Here is a 24,790-nt window from a genome sequence, read left to right on the forward strand (position 1 = left end):
TGGGCAAGACCAAAAGTTGTGAGCTAACAGAAACAGTGCGATCAGGTGACAATCCTTAGGCAGTTTTACTGTAACGCTTACAAGCGAGATTCTATGAGTGAAAAATTATTGATTGATACTTGAGTAAAGGACTTTCAGACCGCTGCGCTCGATTTCCCGCTGCCCGCACTCGCCAATAAAAGTTAATAGTTTCCAGCATAAGACAAATAACGGCGCGGCGGGCAGTCCGCACCTGGGTTTTATCTCCATGAGACGAGAGCAAACGCCCGAAACTTCTCCCAGTCTGTAATTTTATGGTTGTTGCCTGGGGGGCGGTTGGGCAATGCCTGAAAGTCTCCCGTTTCGGCTTTGCGCTTCAACCACAGGTTGATCGTGTTGCGGCTTATATTGAATAGTTCACTCGCTTCGTGTTTTTTGAGTCCATCCAACTCGATCGCTTGGATCACTTTCTGACGCAAGTCGTAACTGTAGGGTTTAGGCATGGCAGAGCAAAGGAGAGCCGATTACGATAACACATACCAGTCTACGTCCTAACCGCCTTGGCGGTTGCTATAATACTGTGTCCAGAGTATCCCAACTTTAGCGATCCCAGAGCGACCCACCACAATAATGTCATTATCGCGGAGTGGGTTAGGGTAAACATTATGTCAAACCTGACATACTTCCTGCATATATTGACTGAGGGTTTCAGAATCCAAAGAAATCAAAAAGTCTGAATAATCCGAAGATTCGATCGACGGGCGATAACGCTGTTCCGATAGTATCTCCCACCTTGGCGATTCCAGAGCGACCCACCACAATAATGTCATTATCGCGGAGTACGGGATTGCTTGACTCATTGATCCCTTGGGCAAAATCAATTGGCACAGTACGTTTAGCAACAGTGCCATCAGGGTTGAGCCGAATCAGCTCCACAGAACTTTTCCGGGCTCGACTTTGGTCAAATCCACCAGCTGCCAAGATCGCTTGATTTAAAGGGGTATTGGGGGGCACGTCCACAATTCCCGGTTCGGTCACTTCTCCAACCACACTCACCTGAATGGTATCGGGGGCAAAGTTAGCCGTCGCTAATTCCGTTGCCTCTGCCGGACTGACATCGGTAGCCGTGGGTACTATAATTGTATCTCCTTCTTGGATAACGGCGTCTTGATTGAAATCGCCTGCCTGTAGAAGTTGCCACAAATTTACCGAAATAATTTGCTCAATACCCGTTTTAGTCACGCGACGGATCTGAATCTGGCGAATATCTGCCATAGGTTTAATACCCCCCGCTTCCTGGATTGCCAAGGTTACCGTAGGGAAACCAAGGGTTTGTTCAGACCGATTGGGATTTTCTCCAGAGATGGTATAGGTACCGGGACGGTTGACTTCACCAACCACTGCAACAGTACGAGGAGTATCAGGCGCAGGCGCGAATGCAGTTGCTGCGATTTGTCGCGCTTCTTGGAGATTGACTTGAGTTGAGGTGGGGACAAAAATAGCATCTCCATCGCGTAACACCAGATTTTGACGTAGATTGCCAGTCTGCACGAGTTGCCAAAGATTGACGGTGAACACTTGCTCAGCACCTCGGCTTTGGGGACGACGAATCTGAACCTGGCGAATATCAGCGGACAGCGTTACTCCCCCAGCTTCTGCCAATGCCTGGGTCAAGGTTGCCTGTCGCGGTCCGGTGGAAAATCCGCCGCCTCCTGTTTGCACTAAGGCGTAGTAGCCAGGACGATTAACTTCCCCGGAAACAGAAACAGTGATGGGACGAGGCGCTAGGAGAATAACGGTAACGAGGGGACGTTTCAGGAAGCGAGCGTACTGATTGGATATAGTCTGAGTCGCTTGTTCTAAGGTAAGCCCTTCCACAAACACGCTACCCACGAGAGGTAGGGAAAGGGAACCCCCTGGTGGAATCTGGTATTCTCCGCTATACTGGGGAACTTCCAGAATATCCAGGCGAATGCGATCGCCACCGCCTAAGGTGTAAGCTGACTCAGAGGGTACTGAGTTGACTGGCGATTCTGGGAGTGCCTGATCTTCAAAATTTGGTAACTGAGCGATACTAGGAGACAAGGACGTCATGATAAGTGGTATTGAAAAGAGTAGACTTGTCAAAACTGACGGCGTTCGTTGTAGAGGTATACCAACCATAGGTCATCTCGCTCCTGGGACTGTGACTATTATTAATTTTATCTTGCCAAGAGTTATAATTGTTCAAGTCTTACGTTTTAACTAAAATATAAATGAAGGTTTGTCAATGAAACAGTTGATTTTACATCCTTTGGTTTTCACTTTACTTTTTTTAGCATCAATTGTTTATTTTATAGTTAGTTATCAACTCATTAGTCATAATCTTAAATGGGCTAAAACAATTGAAAAATTTTTCATTATTTCATCGATGCTGATTATCAGTGGTATGTCGATAAACTTCACAGGCAGATTTCATCCTTCAGCATTTTATGTACCTGGACAACGACTCCCTTACATTCTGATGACATTGAGTTTCTATGCCCCTTTTTTAGTGTTGCTTTTGCCTAGATTTCGCTATACTTTAAGCTCCTATATTGCTGTTTTAATTAGCCTTTTAAAAGCAAATCCATTTTTTTGTATTTTTCTTTTGCTTAGATTAATCGCGTCTATTTTGTCAGCAACACCAGAGCATACATTTAAAGCTACTATTGTTTTACTTATTGTCACGGCTTGCTTTATCTATGTAGGAAAACAATATAGTATGAAAGGGGTGTTTGATTTATTGCTTTGGCATCATATTATTGCCCTATCTCTAAGTTTGTTTTTTGGTAGAGAGGCTAATTGGAAAGGAATTTATATTCATAAAAATATTTTTGGTTTTACCATGGATTTAGCAGCCATTTTATTGTATTTGCAATCCATTCGTGTTCCCCGGTATAAGACTTTGTTTTTGACCTTGTCTGCTTTAGCCGTTTTTTGCTCTCTACAATCCAACAGTGGAATGGCTAAAGTTTTGTTAGTTATATTAATTTTCTTATTGGTTTTTCTTCGTTTTATCAGGCAGTTACCTCCCCGTTTAGCGTTTGCTTCTATGGGGATTTTTCTAGCAATAGGAATTAGCCTAGTTATTTTAATCAGTGAAAATGCAGAGTATCTGATCGTTGAAAAACTGGACAAAGATATGACATTAACAGGACGAACTTACATTTGGCGAGAAGTTATAAAAGCGGTAAATAAGCATCCTTTATTTGGCTATGGATACGAAGGTTTTTGGCAATTTTGGCGAGGAATTGATAACCCAGCACTTATGCTCAGACTTCCTGAATTCGATGGGTTTATGCCCGAGGAAAGCCACAATGGTTATTTAGAGATTGCTCTAGAGGTGGGGTGGATAGGATTGGCAATCTTTATTGTTTCCTTACTAATAAGTATTTATTATGGAGTGCTGCATCTAACTCGGAGTCAAGACCCAGAATCAGTATTGCCCTTGCTAATTTTCACCTATATCATTATGACTAACGTGACCGAATCGGGTGTAAATTATATTTCTATGCCTTGGATTCTGTATGTTTTTATGGCAACGCGATTGAGCCTGAATACCCTGGATAACACCAGTAGCAATTTTAACATTCAAAAACCTATTGTGCGTAAGTCAACATCACCATTCACTAGAACAAGTACCCGAGAGTAAGGATAATAGCAAATCTATTCTTTTTTAGGTCTGATCATTTTTTAGCGGGTGTAAACCACTAATGTTCAATAGGCTAGCAGCATTCATTCAAAAACTTAGTCCCGGCTTGCGTCAGGTTATTGCCAATACCTCTTGGTTGCTGGTGGATAAGATATTCCAAATGGGACTGGGTTTGGTAGTAGGCATTTGGGTGGCGCGTTACCTACAACCCCAAAGCTATGGACTTCTCACCTATGCTTTTACCTTTGTCTCCCTGTTTCGTGCGATTGCCGAATTAGGGCTAGGTACCCTTGTCATTCGTGATATTTCTCGTGATCCTTCTTGTAAAGAGGAAACTCTTGGAACTGCTTTTGTCATTCGGTTAATGGGGGGTATCACAACTCTCCTATTAACGGTCGGAATCATTTCTCTGCTCAAACCAAATGATTACCTAACTCGCTGGTTAGTTGGTATTGTTGCCACTAGCACGATACTTCAAGCATTTAAAACCATTGACTATTGGTTCCAGTCGCAACTCAAAGCCAAATATATTGTTGTTGCTAACAACTTAGTGTCGGCTGTCTATGCCGTGTTAAGAATTGTATTGATTCGGCTACAAATGACTGTGGTTGCCTTTGCCTGGGCAAGTTTAGCTGAGTCTGCTTTAAGGGGGCTGGCAATGGTTATTGCTTATTATATCAACGGTAATCATCTAAAAAGATGGCGATGGAGTTTTCAACGAGCAAAAATTTTACTGCGGGAAAGTTGGCCCCTGGTTTTTTCGGGATTAGCTGTTTATATCTATTCCAAAATTGATCAAGTAATGCTAGGATCTTTATTGTCTGATACAACTCAATTGGGATATTATTCAGTGGCGGTAAAGCTATCGGAAATATTTGATTTTATGCCGATGATTATTTATCAGTCAGTATTTCCAAAATTTTCAACTTTGAAGCAAAAAAATCCAGATGAATATATTGAAAAAATGCAAATTTACTTTGATGCTATGGCATGGTTATGGATATTAATAGCTATACCAGTTTCTTTATTATCGCCTTACTTAGTTGGGATACTGTATGGTCAATCTTATGCGCCTTCAGCTTCTATTTTATCTCTGTATGTCTGGGCACAGTTTGGTAGCAATTTTGGGCTAGCCAGAAGCGTTTATCTTGCTGTAGAGAGTATCTTACAATACTCTCTTTATTTAAGTGGTGTAGGAGCATTAATAAATATTGTAATTAACTGGATATTAATTCCAAAATTTGGAGCAATTGGCGCTACTTTAGCTACACTTATTACTTATTTTATAGTAATTGTGATTATGAATTTTTATTTTAGCGAACTAAGATTAGTTGGCAAAATGATTTTCCGCTCTTTCAACTTTTATAAAGGTGCTTCAAGATTAATGGAGTTGATCCGATGATTGAAATTAAACCTATTATTCAACACCCGTCAATTTGTCCCTATTGTCAAAGTCCTCTCAAACCTATTCAAGTATACTTTATGGGAATGCACGTTATGGTTAACTCTAAATGTGTTGAATGTCAGACGGAACTACTGGAAAGTCTCCGCGTTAGTCATGCTATTCACAAGCCTTATCAAATTGATTACATGAAAGGATCTTTGTTTGGGTATGAAACGAATCAAGTCGGTTTAGCAACACACCTATTGAAATCTATTCAAAATCCTGAACTTGAAAGGCTGAACATTTCTAAAGACGTTTTTCGGGTTTGTCATGAAGTTATTATTTTAAACTGCATTGACTATCTGTACGGACATTGTTTACTCAAGTTGCTTAATGCTCAGAGGCATTTAGATCATCATTCGGATTCCGGCTTAATCATTATAATTCCCCAATTCCTGAGATGGATGGTTCCCGAAGGCGTTGCTGAAGTGTGGACAGTGCCAATCCCTCTTAAAAAGGGACAATGTTACTATCCTAGCTTTGCTGAGTTTGTCAATGAAGAATTGAAACGATTTGATAAGATTTATATTAGCAAGGCATATTCCCATCCTTGTCAGTTTGATATTACTCAGTTTACGGGAGTAGAAAAGCATCGCTTTGAACAAAAAGACATTAAGATAACATTTATTTGGCGTGAGGATCGTCCATGGTGTAGTATGTCTTTTTTCCGACTCATCAGAAAACTAAGAATACTTCACCTGGGATTATTGATCCAAAATTGGCGGGTAAAACGCTTATTTAAGAAAATTAGGTTACAGGTTTCTGAAGCAAAATTTGTGGTTGCAGGACTAGGTACACAGACTCAATTCCCTAAATGGATAGAAGACGTAAGAATTGATAAATTTGACGAAAAAATAGAGAAGCAAATGTGTAAACTTTACTCAGAAAGTCGTTTAGTTATCGGTGTTCATGGCTCCAATATGCTGCTACCATCTGCTCATGCGGGTATGACACTAGATTTGATGCCACCGCGCTGGGGTAACTTTGCTCAAGATATCCTCTATCAAGAAAATGATTCTAGGCTGGCTTCCTTTCGCTATCGATATCTGCCCATTGAAACCAGCATTAGAAAGTTAGCCGACATAGCTTCATCTATGATTATAGAATACTGGAATTTTGTCTTGAATATGACTGCTGATAAGCCTCAATAAAATTCCCTCATTTTTGTCATGTTTAAAGCAATTTTTATAGTAGAATCAGTTTAATTTTTTTTTTAATTTCCCCTTTAACATCAGAGGCTTTAGTCAAATTTATTTGAACCAACTAATGAATGATGATGATAATTTTTTTCGGCAGTAGATAAAGTGCAATCTATTTATCTTGATGAATTCAAAGTTTTAAGTTGCGTAATTTCCTTAATTTGCTACGAATACCAAAAAAGGAACGTCCTGCTCTCATAAGAACTTCGGAAACAGCCAGCAAAAACTCATGCTCACTAAGATGCTCTTTGAGTAGTTCATGATTTGCTATTAGTACCTTGCACTGATCTTGAAAATGCTTGAGTAAACCCATTTTAGATAGCCCAAATTCAGTCTGACGATAATTACTACCTACGATACCCGAATGCACCCATTGATTGGAAGATGCCGCTAGCCGTATTTTAAAATCCCAATCTTCATAAGTAGCAAAACTATCTCGTATACCCCCAACATCTAAATAGAGTTTTTTGGGGAGTAACATATCTCTAGGTATCTTTACTACATTATTAACCATCCAACGTAACCTTTCTCTTCTCTGCAAACTCGCCAACTCTGACAGATCTAAAACACGACTATATATTATGTCTTGATGTGCAAGATAAACGTCCGAAAAAGCCACGATTTTGGAATTATTTTTCATTGCTAGGAACTCACGCTCTATTTTTTGTGAAGAGTACCAATCATCTCCATCCAGTGTTGTAATTAATTCACTTTTAGCTGCTCTAATGGCTAAGTCTCTGTTGGCTGCCACTCCAATATTCTTTTCCCTATAGATAGGGCAAATTTGGGGGTACTTATGAGCAAAGGACGCAATTAAAGCTCTTGAGTTATCTGTTGAACAATCATCTGCAATAATAATTTCAGCTATTGGCAAAGTCTGATCAATTACGCTAGTAATAGCATCCTTCAAAAGTATTTCATTATTGTAACTGACAATAATACAGCTAATATTGGGCATTTTAGAGGCTTCCTTAATCTAGTTGTTTTTTTTGATTTGGCAAATTTTGTGACTGGGCAAGTAAAAAAAATCACAAAGTCACCTATATTGAATCATTTTCGTATAACATAAAAAATTATACATCACTTGGTTATTTCCTTGTCACGGGTGAGAACCTCCAACCAAATTCCAACCCAAACTTACACTGGGTATCCACTCGTTCATCTCAATCTAGAATATGAACCGCGATCGCACTGCCATCCTGATCACTTGCCATAACCGTAAACCCAAAACCTTAGCTTGTCTAGACGCCTTGTTTAACCAGGTACTCCCGGCTGAAGTCATCCTGGATGTATATTTAGTCGATGATGGCAGCACCGACGGTACAACTGAGGCAGTGCGACAAACTTATCCTCAGGTTAAGATTCTCCCAGGGGATGGAAACCTCTATTGGAACAGAGGTATGCACAAAGCCTTTGCTGAGGCACTCAAACACGACTACGACTACTACCTCTGGCTCAACGATGATACCGTACTTTACCCAGAGGCGATCGCTTCCTTACTCACTACCTCTCACCATCTAGCCGCACAAGGGGAGGACAAGGCGATTGTCGTTGGTTCTATGGCACATCCCGAAACCGGGAAACTCACCTATGGTGGTTTAGCGCGAAATAGCTGGTGGCATCCCTTCAAATATAAGCTTGTAGAACCCGGTAAAGATCCTCAACCCGTTGACACCATGAATGGTAACTGTGTCTTAATCCCCCGTTCCGTTGTCCAAGCCGTTGGCAATCTAAATCCTGCCTTTACCCATAGCATTGGCGACATTGATTACGGCTTGCGGGCTCAACAACAAGGGTGTACTGTTTGGGTAGCCCCGGGATATACCGGAAAATGTCAAACTAACCCTCCCCAAGCCCATGCCTGGTTAGCCCCCGAATTAACCCTGAGACAGCGATGGCAAAAAGCCAATCAAATCAAAGGGTTTCCACCCGCCGAATCAAAGGTGTTTTGCCAGCGCCATGCTAATCGGTTGTGGTTTTTCTTTTGGATACTCCCTTATGTCAGATTGGTTTCAATTTCAATCTTTGGTGCTGCCGAGGATAATAAAACATGACAACTCAGAGACGCTTGAGCAAAAACTAATATTTTACCACTACTTTTTCAACCATGGAGTCCCAGAATGAGAACGCGAGAGATTTTGAAAAAAATTGCTTACAACACCTTCAAACCCCTTGGCTTTGACATCCCGCGCCGCCGAGTGAGAACGTCCCTAGCGGGAGTTCTTGATCACGTCAAATCTCTCGACTTCCAACCCAAAACCGTCATTGATGTCGGTGTCGCTTATGGCACATTTGAACTGTACGAAAAATTTCCCCAAGCTAACCATCTCCTCGTCGAACCCGTAGCCGAGTGTGAAGGATTCCTCCAAGATATCTGCCAGAAATACAAAGCCCAATACGTCATCGCCGCTGCTGGCAAAAGTCCTGGAAGCATTATCATCAACGTTCACCCAGGCATACAGGGATCATCGATCCTCAAAGAAATGGAAGGCAGTGATGCTGATGGAGTTCCCCGTGAAGTCCCCATGGTAACCCTTGATGATTTATGTTCCGAAAAGAATTTAAAAGGCTCCTATCTGATTAAACTAGACGTTCAGGGAGCAGAACTAGACGTGCTAGAAGGGGCAAAAAATGTACTGCAAGAGACAGAACTGATTATCCTGGAAGTGTCTCTTTTTGAATTCATGGTTAATAGTCCCCAATTTTACGAAATTGTAACTTATATGAAAAGCCAGGAATTTGTGGTCTATGATATTTTTGGCAATTGCGTTCGTCCCCTTGATGGCGCACTGGCTCAAGTCGATATGGCATTTGTTAAGGAAAATGGACGATTTAGGCAATCCCATTTCTATGCCACAAAAGAACAACGTAAAAAAATGAATATATGAACTAGAGACGTAGCCGACTACGTCTCTACACAAGATTTGTAGCTTTTTTTATTTAATGTGGTTTAGGTGACTGAATATTGGAGTAATTAAAAGTGAACAGTAGGGCAAATATTCGTGTCGCTTGGCTGCTTCCGTCCATGGAAAGACAAAATTACTGGCAGCCGTTGTTTAAAGAATTCTCAAAAACGTTTCCAAAAACTACCATTTATACGGGATATTGGGAAGGATTTGTTCCAGGATTTGAAGGAACATTTACCGTTGAAGTTGTGGGAAAAACGCAATTTGTCCCCACAACTCAATGTGCTGGTTACAGTCCCGGGTTAATTGTTGTATCTCCTAAAATTCTCGGTTATCTGCTCAAGTTTCGACCTCATGTCATCTTTGTTAGTGGTTTTTCTCTCTGGACGCTCCTCGCTCTACTATTTAAACCCTTAGGAATGTGGAAGGTTGTTATTGTTTACGATGGCAGTTCCCCAACCATAGACTATATCAATTCCAGATCCCGTTTAATTCTGCGAAGCGCAATGGTTCGCTTCGCGGATGCCTTCATCACAAATACGAGTGGTGGCAAAAATTATCTGACCAAAGTCTTAGGTGCTGAAGAACAACGGGTTTTTGCTCGACCTTACCAAGTACCGGATGTCAAAACCTTACTGGGATGTCAAGAAGAGGACTCAGAACCTAAACCCGAGTTACAGCATCCCATTTTTCTGTTTGTGGGCAAAGTCATCCCCCGCAAAGGACTTCAGTTGCTCTTACAGGCTTGCACGATGCTCAAGCAGCAGGGCTATCAAAAATATACGTTGCTCATCGTAGGTGATGGAGAACAACGGGAAGAACTAGAAGCCTATAGTCAAACTCAGGGGTTAACCGATTCTGTACACTGGGTAGGTTGGGGAAATTATGACCGCTTGGGTGCTTATTTCCGTCAAGCCGATGTATTCGTTTTTCCCACTTTAGAGGATATCTGGGGGGTAGTTTTGCTAGAAGCCATGGCTTTTGGTAACGTTATCTTGTGTTCTAAATGGGCGGGTTCATCTGAACTTGTTCTGGAAGGAGACAATGGTTATATCTTTGACCCCTATCATCCGGAAGAATTAGCTGAACAGATGAGACGTTTTATGAATAATCCAGACTTGATTGTCTCAATGGGTCAACAATCACAGCAGTTTATTGCCCAGCATAATCCAGAAGCTGCGGCTAAGTTCTTGGTAGAGGTGACGTCTTTTGCCTTGAACCATTAAGGGGGTGCCAACAATTTACTCCGTCAAATCTTGTTATCAATTCATCAAGTAATCATCACCACGTATAGCCAAACATTTCTATATCCGAGCGATAACGGCGTGCTACTAAATCCCGCAGCTGATCATCGTAATAATCTTTATATCTACGGGAACTTGTTTGATTAAGATGGGGCATCTTGATACTTGGCAACTGCAATGTTTTGAAAATTTCAGTTAAATCTTCATTTAAATTTTCTAATTTAGCAACTTTATGTACCAATAAACGCCCCTTCGGATCACAGACAAGTCTTTTTTGAGAACGAAAATGCTCATCCGATAATACATCCGGAATTAGTACCACCCTTTTCACAAATTGGTCGAAGGGCATTTCCGGATAAAAAATTTTCACCTGTAAAACTTGATTATAGCGATCAAAGGTAGAGGGAAAAGGATTATTAGCAGATTTTATTTTATTTCCATAACATGAAGCCAATCGATCCCAAGGATTACGAACCACAGTGAACCGGAAATAATCAGGAAATTCATTTAACCGTTGACCTGAAACCCATTCAAAATCGATAAAGTTAGGATCAAACTTATGCTCAAGTCCACAAAGATCAGCAATTACTTGCTTGAGACTGGTACAAGCTGCTTTCGGAACCGGAAAGTAGATAAACTTGTAGGGGCGACAAACGATACCTTTCGGAATTCTTGCCTCCCATGCTTTTCTCACGTTAAATGATACCGTTTTCAAATATTTATTTATCTTAACCATGGGTCTACTGTACTTATAGGAGTGTCTGAAAGTTGTCACTGTAACATTTTCCGAAATAGCTGCGGATAAAACTGTGCTGGCGTTAGCCGCTCAAAAAGTGACCGCAACTCTCGCTGCAAGTCGCGAAATTCAGACGGAGAAAGCCGAGAATGCCATTCCATCAACCGCTCAGGCAACTCCGGCAAACGGGTAGAAGGGACTCGAACAATCAACTGATCCCAGGGAATCTCTTCTTCCAAAGGCAACATAGAGTCTGTATCAATAAGTATCGGGATCTTACCTAAAGAAAGCGCCTCATAGAATCGCCAACTATAATTATCCGTGCCGCGAACGCAGAGAGCATAGGCATTACCCATCAAATTGTCCAGGAATTGCTGACGCAAGTTTCCTTGTACGTTAGGACTCATTCCCTCATGCTTTCGCCCGATAAAATCCGCTTTAATGCGAGAATCTTTTTCTACAACTTGCATCGTATCGGTTCGTAGTGGGTGACAACAGGTCATCCGGATACCGCGAGTTGTGCTACAGAAAAAATTAGTTGCCATACGCCGAGTCAAACTCTTGGGCATCATTCTCCAGATGGCAAGTCCTAATGTTCCCCCCTCGCGACCACAAAAACTCACCGTTGGCAGAGGTTCCTTTTCCATAGGTTGCCAGTCGCGGATACCCAATTCCGCCATCAGATCAAACCCGTCCCCCCCCAGAAATGCCGGACTAATAATCACCCCTGGTTCTTGAAGTGAACGATACCAAGAAAATCGGATAATATAGTCCAGCCACTTCGGTTTTCGCCGCTCATGGCTGATATCAAAGCCAATTGACGGTAATTGTAGCATAGACACTATTGCGCCAATCTGCTGGAGTTGCTTAGGGGAATAGAACGTCACATTCGATGGTAGTAGAAATGCGTCAGCCTCTTCATCCTCAACAATTTCAAATGTCTCTTGAACCACCTGATTAAACGCTGGAGAATAAGCACCACGCCATGCCTTGAGAATTGGGCATCCATGGGGCCATCTATCCGCTCGTGCCAGTTCAAGACCCAGCGTGGTCAGTTTAAGTTTCCGTTCCATAACTATTGCATTGCTATCAATGGGTTACTTTTGTGCTACAACGTTCTGATAAAGCTGAACCCAAATTTCTGCTTTAACCTCCCAATCATAAACCTCCTTGACGCGCTTTTGACCGGCTTGTCCTAGCCGAACTCGTAACTCGGAATCACCCGCTAAACGTGTCATTGCCTCAGCTAAACCCTTTACAGTTTCTTGGGGATCAGAGGCTGACACCTTAATACCTGTTTCCTGGGTAACCTGAGTGGCAGGTCCACCCAAATTCAAGCAAATCACCGGTCGTCCAGCCGCCATTCCTTCCAAGCACGTCCATCCTCCAGAATCGTGTAGGCTCGGGTGAACTAAGACATGGCATTGTCCTAACTTATCCATCAATTGCTCACGCGGTAGCTTTCCCCAGAATTTGACTTGGGAAGCCACCCCTAGCTTTTCAGCCAGAGCTTGTAGCCGTTCTCGTTCAGGTCCATCTCCTAGCAGCCAGTACTCAGCCGCTGATAATTCTGCCTTGGCAAAGGCACGTACTGCTAGATGATAGCCTTTCCAGTGTAAAAGCCGACCCATGCTAATAAATCTCATGGGAGAATTCTCTGGGATTGGACACTGTTCTAGGCGGGCTAGCTCTGGCTTAGATAACCCCGTTTCGGAAAACACCTGCACATTGGTCGCGCCTAATCTCAACAGACGTTTAGCAGTTTCCTCCGTTGTCGCCTGAGCTAAGATACTTCGCTGAGCCGTAATCCGAGTAAATGGATCTTGCTCACCTAGCCGTTGAGCTAAGTCTCGCAGGGTTTCGTAAACCTTTCCCCAACCACTAAAATCATGCCAGAAGGGCTTAGGTGCTTGTTCACCACCGCCCACAGGTCCCCAAATGAAGGGAATTGGCAACAGCGCTAGGAAGCTTGGAGACCAAAACTTGACGTATGTAACATGATGTACCAAATCAAAATTAATTTGCTTATGCAACGGACGCGCCACAAAATAAGCTTGAATCTGCCATAGATAGTAGTGCAGTTGAACTGCCCCTTGCCTGCCTCTCCAATCTTCAGTCCAATTCAAGGGATCGAAATATATAAAATGCAGGTTTTGGATGGGGTTACGAGTAAGTTCTGCCTCAATAGGAGCGCGGAAAATCGTTCGGGTTAGCACCCAAGTCTCATGGTACTTCGCGAGTGCTAGTGCCATATTCCAACCCACTCCTTCCTCGGAACCGCAACCGGGTTCGCAGGCATAGGCAGATACTAAAATTTTCATCAGTGGAGTACCTCTTTGGAAAAACTTAAGAGACTTCCCAATGTAATTTACAGACTATTATTCGAGAGATTTAATTGTAAGTCTTTCTGCTAAAGTCCCTATAGTTTTTAAACAAAATTTACCTGAACCAATAAATCATTATAGTCGAGATCGCCCCCACCCAGTTGATCCTCGAACCCAATGGTATTATCCCCCAGCAAGCGGACGTGGTCTACCCCATCCGCGTTAGCTCCGATAAAGGCAAAATAAGCCATCACGTCTTCACCACTCTGATTATGGGGATTTTCTGCCAAAAATTCCTCGGCTGTACCATCAGCGATGATAAACGGGGCAAGGATTTTCCCAGCCGGGAGTCCTGCATCTGTGTCCAACCGCTGACGAACCGCCACCTCAGCATAACCGGGATCACCGGGAAGCAAATCCCCAATGCGACCATTCGGGTCATCGATCGCATAAAATCCAAAGCTATTGTCATAATCCGCGTCACTATTTACGCCAAACTGAGCTGGAACCATACCTGTTACGTGATCCCGTAAATCAATAATTTCCCCTTCTTGTCCTCCTTGTAACAGAGTTCCGATTCCTGAATCAGTCTCCGTGAGTTGAACCGTGAAAACTAAGTCATCAAAGTCTCCATCGTCCCCATCTTCCCACGCTAGCTGATAACCATCATCTCCCAATTCTGATACCTGTACAGGGTCAAACTGATCCCCATTGGCAGAGGTCAAGCCAAAAAATATATTATCAGGAGTACCTCCAGCCGCCAACTCAGCCCGTACTGTATCGGTGGTACTCTCTTTAACCAGGTAAAACCCAAAGTCCTGACCCCCATCCACCCCAAATTGACGGGTGAAGCTCAAATCAGGAAACTGATGTCCGGGAAGCACTGAGAAAATAACTTGGGATTGGCTGAGTGCTGCTTCCAGATACCCAGTTTCCCCAGGAGCGATACCGTTAATATAACCCGACTCATCATCCACCAAAAAAATTCCAACTTCATTAAGTGTATCCGTGTCACTTCCCGTTAAATTAAATTGAAGTTGAACCGCATCCGAGTCTCCTGCGATCTGGAAAATATCCTCGGATGTCCGACTCAGCGCAGGTTCCTGGATGGGTTGAGGGTTGGTTATGTTATCCGTGGTTACCTGGGCGAAAGTAGCAGAGGACGCCCCAATTTCGTTAATTGCCCTAAGGCGATAGTAGTATTGTGTGTTCGCTGTTAAGTCAGTATCCCGGTAACGGGTAACATCAGCCGCTGTTGTGGTTAAGACAGTCCAATTCTCTTGGTCGCGCGATCGCTCTATTTTGAACCCTGTTTCATTATTACTCCGATCTGCCCACGTTAGTTCAATTTCTGTATCTGAAATTGCTGTAACAATTAAGTCACTTGGATCTGTAGGAAATGTACCTCTAGGAAGGCTAATTCCAGCCCCGGCTGTTACATCTGGATTACCGGGTAAGGGTGGTGTTTGCACCGTACCCCTATTATCTATAAATTTCCCCAGTTCAGGGTCAATGACCGTAACACCCGGAGTAATTTTAGTGTCACTAGGAGCGGGTTCTATTGATTGGAAATTTCCGCCCCCATCTTTGAACGTAATATTCGTGTGGTGATTAACCTTTAAATCCTCACCGTCATTGTCTGCAAAGTTATCGGCAACCAGGGTATTTGCCAGTGTGACATTTGCTGACTCTTCTGCCCAAAATCCTGCACCTTGAAACCCAGCGTAATTATTGGCAATGGTGGTGTTGGTAATGGATGTGGGATAAGGATCATTGGATAAACGAATTGCTCCACCAATACCCCCTTTACCATTAGTTGCTTCTGCTCGGTTCCCGTAAAAGGTACTATTGTCAATCGTAACTCGCTCAGTATCTCCTACCCACAAACCCCCACCTTGACCCAATGAAGGGTACTCCGCCAACGCGATGACTCGATTGTTGGCAAAGGTAGTATTACGGACGATAAACTCACCTCGGTCTTGCCGGACGCCACCACCAGCGGCGAATCCGTTGACACTTGTTGTAACCTGGTTATTAATAATTGTACTATCTTCCAGGATAACTTTGTCGGCATCATAAACAAATAGAAAAAGTCCACCGCCACCACCGACAGCCGTATTACGATCGAACCGACTATGACGAATCTCGATAGTGCCAGAAGTTTGACCATCATCTTTAAGGGAAGCCCCATCCGTGAAAATTGCCCCACCGTCACCCGTTGTGCTGTTTTGAAAGAAAGTGGAGTTTTTGACGTTCAGACCTCCTAAAAGGTTGTAAATTGCCCCACCTAAAGTTGCTTGGTTATCGATAAAAGTCGAGTCTTCTACTTTTAGAGTGCCGAGAGGAACATTAATTGCACCACCTCTAATTGACTTGTTATCAACAAACTCACTACCGATAACAGTAAGAGAGCTTTCGGTATCAATCGTAATCGCACCGCCACCCCGATCTTCGTTACCTAATGCACTATTTTCCTCAAATTTACTGTTAATTACAACAGTTGTACTGCGCCACCCGCTAAAGATAGCACCTCCTCCATAATCCTGAACGTGGTTGTTTTTAAATAGGCTATTCTCTACCGTGAGTTTTGTACCACTTGCTGTCCAAATTCCAGCGCCTGCCAGCTCTTTATCGACTCCACTAGTTTTGCCATTTGCGATGGTAAAATTCCGTAGAGTAACATCAAGAAAATCACTAAATGAATTACCCTTTATCAAAAAAGCGCGGGATGTTTTATTTCCACTGATAGTTAAACCGGGGGCATTTTCGCCATCAATAATTATATCTTTATTAATTTCTAGTTGACCGCTGGTTAGAGTAATAGTTTGGTTGGCCAGACTAGAGTCAAATTGAATTGTATCTCCTGCCTGGGCTTGCGCGATCGCAGCTCTCAGAGAACCCGCTCCACTGTCAGCAGCGCTTGTAACCGTAATGGTAGTCATAATTTAGCATGCACCCGTTTTTTGCGAGATTAAATCTATCCCTCGCCCAGAACGTTGAACTCAACGTTGATCTAGGTCAGGGGATTTTATACAGGGTGTCACCGTGTTAATACATCATCAAACTCGGATTACAGCTCATAATCCATGAACAATGATGCGAACTAAACAGTGTCACCGAGTTGACTTAGATCATGTTTCAAGTCGAGGGACTTGTTAAAACTTTAATCGCTAGACTGAACCCTGTAAGTATATTTTCTCTGTCTGTAGTAAAACTACTGAATTTAATCAACTACTGTCTACCCAAAAATAGACTCTTTACAGACTCTTCATAAACAGCCTGTCGTATCTTCATGAAAACTTCACAGTAGATTTGACCAACCCTTTTATCATCTGCCATCTGCCTTGCCCTCACCCAAAAGGAAGAAGTTAACTTGGATTAGTCATAAGTGGGTGGACACAATTAAAGTTAACGGTTGAGATTAGGGAACAGGGAACAGTAAAGGTTTGAGGGCGATTTACAAAATTTAATATAGTACCGTTTTCTTTTGTCCGACTACTTATTACAGATGGAACGGTTGACTCTCTTAACAAATATTTGTAAAGAGACTTTACATAAAGACTCGCAATTGGTTGATTTACATTTCAATCTATGTACAACTATTGACATGACTGAGCAATTCACAGTAAATTGCTTCCCATAAAGGATTTTAGTCTCCAACCCAAAATAGTTTCACACCTAACTCCCCAGACTGAGCGAGGAGCGAGATGAGGACAACCTAAAAAGCCGTTGACCGTGCGTCTGGCTCACTCCAGGTCTACAGAAACAAGGTTTTGGGACTTCGGGCGATAAAAATGCGAAACCCTGCTTGGGCAGCTATGAGGAAATAGGAATGAATACTCAAACATTACCAGTGTCTCCCAGTCAAACCAGTGTCATCGGAATTGGCGTGCATCGGACAAGCTATGAGGAATGTACCGATCTGATCATTCAAAACGCCAAACAGCATCAATCTTGTACAGTAGCGGCGACAGATGTGCATAGCATGATGCGTGGTTATCTTGACCCCCAAGGTCATGGCTATCGCCTGAACCACTTTACTGTAGTCACCCCAGATGGTCAACCTGTACGCTGGGCGCTGAATCTGTTTCGCAAATCGGGGGAAAAATATCTGCGAGATCGCGTCCGGGGACCTGAACTTATGTTAAGGGTGTGCGAACAAGCAGCGGCTGAAGGTGTGAGTATTTTTCTCTATGGTTCAACCGACGCTATATTAGAGCAATTGCAAGTCAAGCTGACTCAAAAATACCCTAACTTGAAAATCGCTGGCGCAATCTCTCCACCATTTCGAGCATTAACTCCAGAGGAAGATGCGGAGTACGTGCAAACCATTCGCCAATCGGGAGCAGGTATCCTTTTTGTCGGCTTAGGATGTCCAAAGCAAGAAGAGTGGGCGTTTACTCATCGCCATCGCTTGGATTGTCCTATACTCTGTGTCGGTGCTGCGTTTGATATGCATGCGGGTCAAGTTCACGAAGCCCCAATTTTAATGCAAACGTTCGGTTTAGAATGGCTCTATCGATTTATGCAAGAACCCGTTCGCCTTTGGAAGCGCTACCTATTAATCAATCCGCTTTATCTGGTTCTGGTCACTTTGCAGTTTTTCAAAGTTTTGCCCCGCCAAAAAAAGCATAATCGAATTGACTACCCAACCTTTCATATTATATGAAAAGAGAAAGGCAACTCGATAAAGTGAGAGATTATCATTGAGTGATTCAACGCTGGAGCGGATTTTAAATCAAGCCACTCAGCAGGCAGAAGCGGCTGAGGTTTACTATTTGTCTAGTCAAGATACACCCATTACCTTTGAAAATAATCGTTTAAAATCCCTGCAAACCAAAGCCCGTGAGGGAATAGCGCTGCGACTTGTATGTGATGGACGTCTGGGATTTGCCAGTTCTACTGATTTGAGTCGCCTAGACGAATTGGTGTCCGCTGCGATACAAACGTCTGAAATTGGCGCTCCCGTCGAGTTTGAGTTGGCTAGGGATGTACAACTGACGACACCGACCAGCGATTTTCAGCCCCCGCCCACCCAAGAATTGGTTGAGGTGGGACAAGGGTTAATTGAGCAGGTTCATGCTTATAACCCAGATATATTGGTGGATGTCGGGTTTCACATTCGCTCGAGTTCGGTGAAAATTGCTACCACGAGTAACGTTTGGACACAACGTAGCCGCCAAATCCTGAGTGCTAGTCTCTCAGGGAACTTAGTTAAGGGAGAAGACTTTCTTCAGGCTTATAGCTATGATATTCAGCGGGATGGGTATCCGGATTGCGATCGCATCCTGCAAGACTTGCTGCTAAAGTATAAACGGGCAGAGCGACAGGCGACGATCAGCAGTGGAACGTTTCCGGTTCTATTTACACCCAGAGCAGTAGCCAGTACCATTGGGCGCTTGTTTGATACAATTCTTTCTGGGCAAGCTGTGGTACAAAAGGCGTCTCCTTTAGCGGATAAAGTAGGTGAACAACTCTTTGATCCACGTTTAACCTTATTTGAAGACCCCAGTATCGGTGCTTCCGCTTGTCCGTTTGATGATGAAGGAACACCTACCCAAAGAAAAGTATTAATTGAAAATGGTAGTGTTAAGCAATTTTACTGGGATCGACGTTGGGCGGCGCGAGGGGGATGTCAACCCAGTGGGAATGGTTTCCGGAGTGGGTTATCTCGTCCCATACCCGATTTGGTGAATCTGTGCATGATTCCAGGAAAGACAGCCATGCCGGATTTAATTGCTGGGATGAAAGAAGGGCTGATTGTTGATCAAGTGTTGGGTGCCGGTCAATCGAATCAGCTAGCTGGGGAGTTTTCCGTGAATCTGGATTTAGGTTACAAAGTCGAGAATGGGGAAATCGTGGGTCGGGTTAAAAATACTATGGTAGCGGGTAGCATTTTTGAGGCGTTTAAAAGTCTAGTCGATTTAGGAGTGTCACCCGAATGGGTTGGGGGAAGCGCTTATCTACCTTGTCTGTTATTTGAAAAGTTAAGTGTAAAAAGTAAAAAGTAAGTTGTAGGGGCGGGTTTAGCCGTTTAATGGTGATCCACACCGATAATCTATCAACAAAACCCGCCCTTATTAATAATAAAAAGAATGAATTAAAATAGTGGTGAAATCCTATAATAACTGTACTGGTATTCCCAGGAATACAGCAAAAATACGATAATAAGGAGTAAATTTGGTGAAGCCAGGATTGATAAATAAATTTTTGGTCGTTCGTTCAGTTCTCAGTCGCCTACGGATGATTGGGGTTGTCCTGCTGGTGTCATTACTCCTATCTGGCTGCGTTAAATATGATGTTTTAGTCAACGTCAAGGATGAAAACCACGGCGCGATTGTGCAGCAAATCCGCTTGGGAGAACAACTGAGAAGTTTTAGTAATGCTCAAGCAACTGAATGGCTCAAAAGTATTGAACGACGTGCTAAGGAACTCCACGGAAAAACGACGCGCCGTTCTCCGCAAACGCTGGTAGTCACAATTCCATTTAGTAATGGGCAGGAATTAACCACCAAATTTAACCAATTTTTCAATCCAGTCAACCCAACGGCTAGGAAGGCTAAGGATAGGGGAACTGTTGATTTACCCAGTCTTGACTCGACGTTAAGTTTGGATCAACGTAGCTTTTTTGTGGTGCAACGGAATCAGTTAAACTATGAACTAGATTTGCGATCGCTAGCCGTGCTTTCGGCAAAGGGGAGTGTAATCGTTAGTCCGGGTTCGCTGTTGGATTTGCAGTTTAGTTTACAGACTCCTTGGGGGGCAAACATTCTTGATTTAGGGAATAATACGATTACGCCCCAGATTTATGAGGATGGACATCAGCTTGTGTGGACTCTGATTCCGGGTCAACTTAACAGCCTAACTGTGGTATATTGGGTTCCTAGTCCTCTGGGTATTGGAACGATTGCGATTGTGCTGTTGATTTTAGGAGGTTTTTATGTGAAGTATAAATCATTTGGGGTAACAAAAGCATAAGATGTCAACAATTGATTTAAAATAGATATAATTTAAAAGGAAAGAATGTTATGAAATTTCCCTTCAAAAGCCAAGTCATGAAATTAAGAGGCTTTTTATATAAAAAAATTAGCTATAGAAATATTACTATATTAACGATGACTGATGGAAATAAATTAATCGGTCAGCTACTGAAAAAGCAAACTCCATCAGCTATTGGTAAAATAGGAGCGACAGAAAACCAAGTTATCCGCGAATTTTTAAGTCAAGGTGAAATAAATTCTTCATCAAAATCATGTCAATTTTTGTATAGTTATTCAGGTGTTTTTCCAAAAAATAATAAAATAATTGAAACATTTTGTGTCCAATTCATAGATGCTATAAAAGACCTTGATCTTCTAGCAGCGTGGTTCAATTATGGAGAAGCTAATATAATTAAAAACTATGCAATTAAAGCAAAAGCAATAGATCTAAAGGCATTAGAACCTTACTATCATGAAGATCCTTGGAGTAGATATTTAGAAAACAAAAAAATATTAGTCATTCATCCTTTTGCGGAAAGTATAGAAAAACAATATAAAAACAGAAGTAAAATATGGGTAAATAAAGATTGCCTTCCTGTATTTGAGTTAAATACAATTAAAGCTCCTTTGTCAGATTCTATCGTTAAATCAGAGTTTGATAGTTGGATTGAAGCGCTAAATTACATGAAAAATGAAATGGAGCAAAAAGAGTTTGATGCCCTTATCGTAGGTGCGGGAGCGTATTCTCTTCCCCTTGTTGCTCACGCAAAAAAAATGGGTAAAGTTGGTATACATCTTGGTGGAGCCACTCAAATTTTATTTGGCATAAAGGGAGGACGTTGGGATAATCATGAAATTGGGCAAAAGTTTTACAATGACTATTGGATTCGTCCCTCAAAGCAAGAAACACCTGAAAACCTCACTAAAGTAAGAACTTCTGAATATTGGTAGACTCTAATTCAGCCCAAAAAGACCGTTGTATCCGTATCCATGTATAAGCTTTTGTCCCAGGTTCAATAGGGTTATCAATCACAAAAATATTGTCAGTAAACAGAGCAATAAGGCTTCCGTCCATTCCACCACTGCCCCATAAGTATCCCCTGTATGTCCTCCCAACTGGCGGTAAAACCAGAACCCGATCAAAAGCGCGATCGCACATCCTCCTCCGGCGCTAATTATCGCTAGCACCAGACTACCTCTATTCACGATTAAAGGTAATCCACATACCCCCAAGAGTAAAAATGCCCCCCACAGACTATCAATCGGCACCCGAATCCCTGGTTGATGAAATGCGCCTTTTCCTGTGGGTTTGAGGTACGGATAAATCGAAATCGCCACGACTTGTCCCCAGCGCCCCCATCCGGCTACACTAATCAAGGCAAACCAGCGATGAGTCTCAATATCCGTAAGCGCCGCCATTTTTAGTAAGAGTAGCGCGATCGCTGCCATCGCCCCAAACGCCCCAGTAACGCTATCTGCCATCACCTCCAGTCGTCGCTTCGGATCTTGTACACCTAAGCCATCTGCCGTATCCATCACGCCATCTAGATGTAGTCCTCCGGTTAGTGCTACCCAACTCACCACGATAATCCCACTCCGGGTCAAGTGGGGCATACCCCAGTGTTGCAACAGAGCGTCTAGCATGGCTAATAGAACGCCAATAAATAGTCCTACGACAGGTGCCCAACGGGCAATGCGCTCAAAGTCTAATCCCCAACTCATGGGAATGGGGATACAAGTATAAAAGGTGATAGCACCCAACCAAGACTGCCAGGACTTTTGCACCGCTTGCCACATCGATTGCACTCTAAACCCCTTCATGGAGAATAATCTAATTTAGAGGGACACAGGTGCAGGTAAGCCCGGAAGCACGGGGATACAGGTGTCACAGAGATATTGCGTGGCTCAGGATTTGGGTTCATAGTTCACTACACAGAAATTTACGTATATTGTCCGATGAATAGCGGGTGAATATTGGGATAGTATGGTTTAGTAACCCTACTGTAATACCCGTAACACTCAAGTATTTCAGATAATAATCCACTGGCACGAGCCCGTGGATGAATTTCTGATTCTTGATTGTCATAGCTTCTGACTTGCCTTTAGCTGGGCAGTCGCTAAAATCGAAGCATTAGGTTTTTCAGTCGGGTTTTACACGAATGCCAATACTCTTTGCAAGGCAATATCAGCCCCTTATGCATCATAGGCTTTACCCATGAGTTATCATCAACCTCCACGCCGACTTCCCGCTCCTTGTATCATTGATACGGGCATTATTATCAATAAGCAGGACATGGGACGCCTACTCACTGATTTGGGTCGCGTCCGCTATATTCACACCATCGATAGCAACAAGCAAAGTGAGGGAGAAGGATATGTGCTGGAAGTCTTTGCCGATTCCCGCCGTTCTACCCTGATTGCGAATCAAGCTATCTACATCAATGTCCAGAGTTTTGATTACTTGCAACTGCATCAGACGCCGGAAAAGCAGGCTTATTTCGATTTAGTCCAGGATAACCGTCGGCTAAGGCTGATTCCCTTATCCAACCCTTTACATGAGCAATCGGTGGAAACCCTCAACGCCGAAGCCCTGGAAGCCATGGTTACCCAGGTACTCAATGCCCGGTGGGATGTACAAATTGATGATGAGGGGGAATGTCCGTTCTAATCCGCAAATAAAAGAGATGATCAGCCACAATAATCAAAGCATGATCACGAAACCTTAACCGCATTGGCTCAAACATACAATTCATTTTCCTTTCAATGTCAGGCATGGTGCAGCCAAACCAAGGCACGCGCCGGATTACTGCACAGTCCCCATGGTCTGATTGAAACGCCCCGGTTTATGCCCGTGGGTACTTTGGCAACGGTCAAAACTCTAACTCCTGCCCAGTTAGAAGCAGCACAAGCCCACATTATTCTTGCCAATACCTATCATCTGCACTTACAACCCGGAGAAGCGATTGTTCGGCAAGCGGGAGGACTGCATCACTTCATGGGTTGGCAGCGCCCAATTTTGACGGATTCGGGCGGCTTTCAAGTTTTTAGCTTAAGTAAATTGCGACAAATTAGCGAAGAGGGTGTGGTTTTTCGTTCGCCTCGGGATGGACGGTTAATTAATCTCACCCCAGAACGGTCTATTGCTATCCAAAATGCGCTAGGGGCGGACATTATTATGGCATTTGATGAATGCCCGCCGTATCCAGCGAGTCGGGCGGAGATTGAGGCATCATTGGAACGAACAGATCGCTGGCTGAAGCGCTGTATCAATGCTCACACTCGTGCGGATCAGCAAGCTTTATTTGGTATCGTTCAGGGCGGTGTGTATCTGGATTTGCGTCGTCAGGCGGCTGAGTCGTTGGTGTCTTTGGATTTACCGGGGTATGCCATTGGTGGGGTGAGTGTGGGGGAACCGGTGGACTTGATCCATGACATCGTGGCGGCGACGGCACCGTATTTACCCGTTGATAAGCCACGTTATCTGATGGGGGTGGGGACATATCGAGAAATGGCACGCGCGATCGCATCAGGTGTGGATTTATTTGATTGTGTGATTCCCACGCGCTTAGGGCGTCATGGGGCGGCGTTGGTTCAGGGGGAACGCTGGAATTTGAAAAATGCTCGGTTTCGGGAGGATTTTACGGCGTTGGATTCGACTTGTCCCTGTTATTGCTGTCAGAATTTTAGCCGCGCCTACTTAAGTCATCTGGTGCGATCGCGGGAAGTTTTGGGCTTTATGTTAATCTCCCTGCATAATGTGACAGAGTTAATTCGCTTTACCCAAAGTATTCGAGAGGCGATTTTACGGGATACTTTTACCACAGATTTTGCCCGATGGCTAGTGCAGCGGGCATGAAAATACTTGAGCAGCTTCGTAGATACGATGAAGCTGGGGAAGCTGGGGAAGCTGGGGAAGCTGGGGAAGCTGGGGGAGATATTAGCTAGTTATTTCTGCCTTCTTGCACTAGTCCGGTCACCACCGCAAAGTATTACCGCCGGGGGGAGGAGGCGAAACGACGGGCGGCGCAGCGTTTGGAATTTTAGTTCTAGAACTAGAATAGGAAGATCATTAACACGATATAGGGTAAAGTCAATGAATGTGTCTTTAACTCCAGAACTTGAGCAGTTTCTTCAACGCCAAGTAGAGGGCGGGAAATACAAATCACTGGACTTTAGACTATGAGGTCTGTGTTGAGTTTATTAATCAGCCTGGGTGCGCTCGCCGTAACCAAGTATGTGGGAAAGGGAATCAAGTCATATCGGCGAGTGTGCCCAGGCTATTTATTAGAGCTGCCTATATAGGGC

Annotated in this window: 19 protein-coding genes and 1 pseudogene; 12 read left to right on the plus strand and 8 right to left on the minus strand. The window is 43.4% G+C overall.

The features are described from left to right. Positions 1–220: 220 nt before the first annotated feature. Positions 221–482: pseudogene (locus RID53_RS28090) on the minus strand (IS630 transposase-related protein); the annotation flags it as partial. Positions 483–687: 205 nt separating this feature from the next. Next, positions 688–2,073, minus strand: coding sequence for a polysaccharide biosynthesis/export family protein (locus RID53_RS28095; protein WP_446391230.1), 1,386 nt, complete (start codon positions 2,071–2,073; stop codon positions 688–690). Positions 2,074–2,248: 175 nt separating this feature from the next. Here RID53_RS28095 and RID53_RS28100 point away from each other — a divergent pair, with 175 nt between their 5' ends. The 3 genes from RID53_RS28100 to RID53_RS28110 all read left to right on the plus strand — a co-directional run bounded on the left by RID53_RS28100 (position 2,249) and on the right by RID53_RS28110 (position 6,247). Continuing rightward, the gene (locus RID53_RS28100; protein WP_446391231.1) at positions 2,249–3,652 is read left to right on the plus strand and encodes an O-antigen ligase family protein; all 1,404 of its coding nucleotides are present in this window, start codon (positions 2,249–2,251) and stop codon (positions 3,650–3,652) included. A 61-nt stretch (positions 3,653–3,713) separates the two neighbouring features. Continuing rightward, complete coding sequence (locus tag RID53_RS28105; protein ID WP_446391232.1) at positions 3,714–5,054, plus strand: flippase; 1,341 nt, start codon at positions 3,714–3,716, stop codon at positions 5,052–5,054. Then, the gene (locus tag RID53_RS28110) at positions 5,051–6,247 is read left to right on the plus strand and encodes a hypothetical protein (RefSeq protein WP_446391233.1); all 1,197 of its coding nucleotides are present in this window, start codon (positions 5,051–5,053) and stop codon (positions 6,245–6,247) included. Before RID53_RS28105 ends, RID53_RS28110 begins: the two co-directional genes overlap by 4 nt. A 178-nt stretch (positions 6,248–6,425) precedes the next feature. Here the strand turns inward: RID53_RS28110 and RID53_RS28115 are convergent, their stop codons facing one another. After that, positions 6,426–7,253, minus strand: a complete 828-nt coding sequence (locus RID53_RS28115; RefSeq protein WP_446391234.1) for a glycosyltransferase family 2 protein — start codon at positions 7,251–7,253, stop codon at positions 6,426–6,428. A gap of 217 nt (positions 7,254–7,470) precedes the next feature. Between RID53_RS28115 and RID53_RS28120 the strand changes: the two genes are divergently transcribed. The 3 genes from RID53_RS28120 (at position 7,471) to RID53_RS28130 (ending at position 10,427) form a co-directional block, all read left to right on the plus strand. Then, a complete protein-coding gene (locus tag RID53_RS28120; protein WP_446391235.1) occupies positions 7,471–8,349 on the plus strand; it encodes a glycosyltransferase family 2 protein in 879 nt (292 codons plus the stop codon). A 66-nt stretch (positions 8,350–8,415) separates the two neighbouring features. Further along, positions 8,416–9,183, plus strand: a complete 768-nt coding sequence (locus tag RID53_RS28125) for an FkbM family methyltransferase (protein WP_446391236.1) — start codon at positions 8,416–8,418, stop codon at positions 9,181–9,183. Between the two features lie 92 nt (positions 9,184–9,275). Beyond that, positions 9,276–10,427, plus strand: a complete 1,152-nt coding sequence (locus tag RID53_RS28130) for a glycosyltransferase family 4 protein (RefSeq protein ID WP_446391237.1) — start codon at positions 9,276–9,278, stop codon at positions 10,425–10,427. A gap of 55 nt (positions 10,428–10,482) precedes the next feature. Here the strand turns inward: RID53_RS28130 and RID53_RS28135 are convergent, their stop codons facing one another. The 4 genes from RID53_RS28135 to RID53_RS28150 form a co-directional block, all read right to left on the minus strand. Next, positions 10,483–11,181 carry a sulfotransferase family 2 domain-containing protein gene (locus tag RID53_RS28135; protein ID WP_446391238.1) on the minus strand — a complete coding sequence of 233 codons (699 nt, stop codon included), beginning with the start codon at positions 11,179–11,181 and terminating at the stop codon, positions 10,483–10,485. Positions 11,182–11,216: 35 nt separating this feature from the next. Continuing rightward, positions 11,217–12,254, minus strand: a complete 1,038-nt coding sequence (locus tag RID53_RS28140; RefSeq protein ID WP_446391239.1) for an exostosin domain-containing protein — start codon at positions 12,252–12,254, stop codon at positions 11,217–11,219. A 24-nt stretch (positions 12,255–12,278) separates the two neighbouring features. After that, complete coding sequence (locus RID53_RS28145) at positions 12,279–13,502, minus strand: glycosyltransferase family 4 protein (protein WP_446391240.1); 1,224 nt, start codon at positions 13,500–13,502, stop codon at positions 12,279–12,281. A 107-nt stretch (positions 13,503–13,609) separates the two neighbouring features. Continuing rightward, positions 13,610–16,447, minus strand: a complete 2,838-nt coding sequence (locus tag RID53_RS28150; protein WP_446391241.1) for a DUF4114 domain-containing protein — start codon at positions 16,445–16,447, stop codon at positions 13,610–13,612. Between the two features lie 890 nt (positions 16,448–17,337). On the opposite strand from RID53_RS28150, the gene RID53_RS28155 reads away from it, so the two are divergent. From RID53_RS28155 to RID53_RS28170, 4 genes are all read left to right on the plus strand, one after another. Then, entirely contained in the window at positions 17,338–18,174 is an 837-nt protein-coding gene (locus tag RID53_RS28155; RefSeq protein ID WP_446391242.1) for a WecB/TagA/CpsF family glycosyltransferase, read from the plus strand. Between the two features lie 37 nt (positions 18,175–18,211). Then, positions 18,212–19,516 carry a TldD/PmbA family protein gene (locus RID53_RS28160; protein WP_446391243.1) on the plus strand — a complete coding sequence of 435 codons (1,305 nt, stop codon included), beginning with the start codon at positions 18,212–18,214 and terminating at the stop codon, positions 19,514–19,516. A gap of 172 nt (positions 19,517–19,688) precedes the next feature. Further along, a complete protein-coding gene (locus tag RID53_RS28165; RefSeq protein WP_446391244.1) occupies positions 19,689–20,483 on the plus strand; it encodes a DUF3153 domain-containing protein in 795 nt (264 codons plus the stop codon). 50 nt (positions 20,484–20,533) lie between these two features. Beyond that, entirely contained in the window at positions 20,534–21,436 is a 903-nt protein-coding gene (locus RID53_RS28170) for a GT-D fold domain-containing protein (RefSeq protein WP_446391245.1), read from the plus strand. Positions 21,437–21,514: 78 nt separating this feature from the next. Here RID53_RS28170 and cobS read toward each other — a convergent pair whose 3' ends face one another. Next, a complete protein-coding gene (gene cobS, locus RID53_RS28175; protein WP_446391246.1) occupies positions 21,515–22,306 on the minus strand; it encodes an adenosylcobinamide-GDP ribazoletransferase in 792 nt (263 codons plus the stop codon). 394 nt (positions 22,307–22,700) lie between these two features. On the opposite strand from cobS, the gene RID53_RS28180 reads away from it, so the two are divergent. After that, positions 22,701–23,153 carry a hypothetical protein gene (locus RID53_RS28180; protein ID WP_006102097.1) on the plus strand — a complete coding sequence of 151 codons (453 nt, stop codon included), beginning with the start codon at positions 22,701–22,703 and terminating at the stop codon, positions 23,151–23,153. A 63-nt stretch (positions 23,154–23,216) separates the two neighbouring features. Continuing rightward, entirely contained in the window at positions 23,217–24,341 is a 1,125-nt protein-coding gene (gene tgt, locus RID53_RS28185; protein ID WP_446391247.1) for a tRNA guanosine(34) transglycosylase Tgt, read from the plus strand. Positions 24,342–24,790 lie beyond the last annotated feature (449 nt).

This window comes from Coleofasciculus sp. B1-GNL1-01, from assembly GCF_040220235.1.
GTDB lineage: Bacteria > Cyanobacteriota > Cyanobacteriia > Cyanobacteriales > Coleofasciculaceae > Coleofasciculus.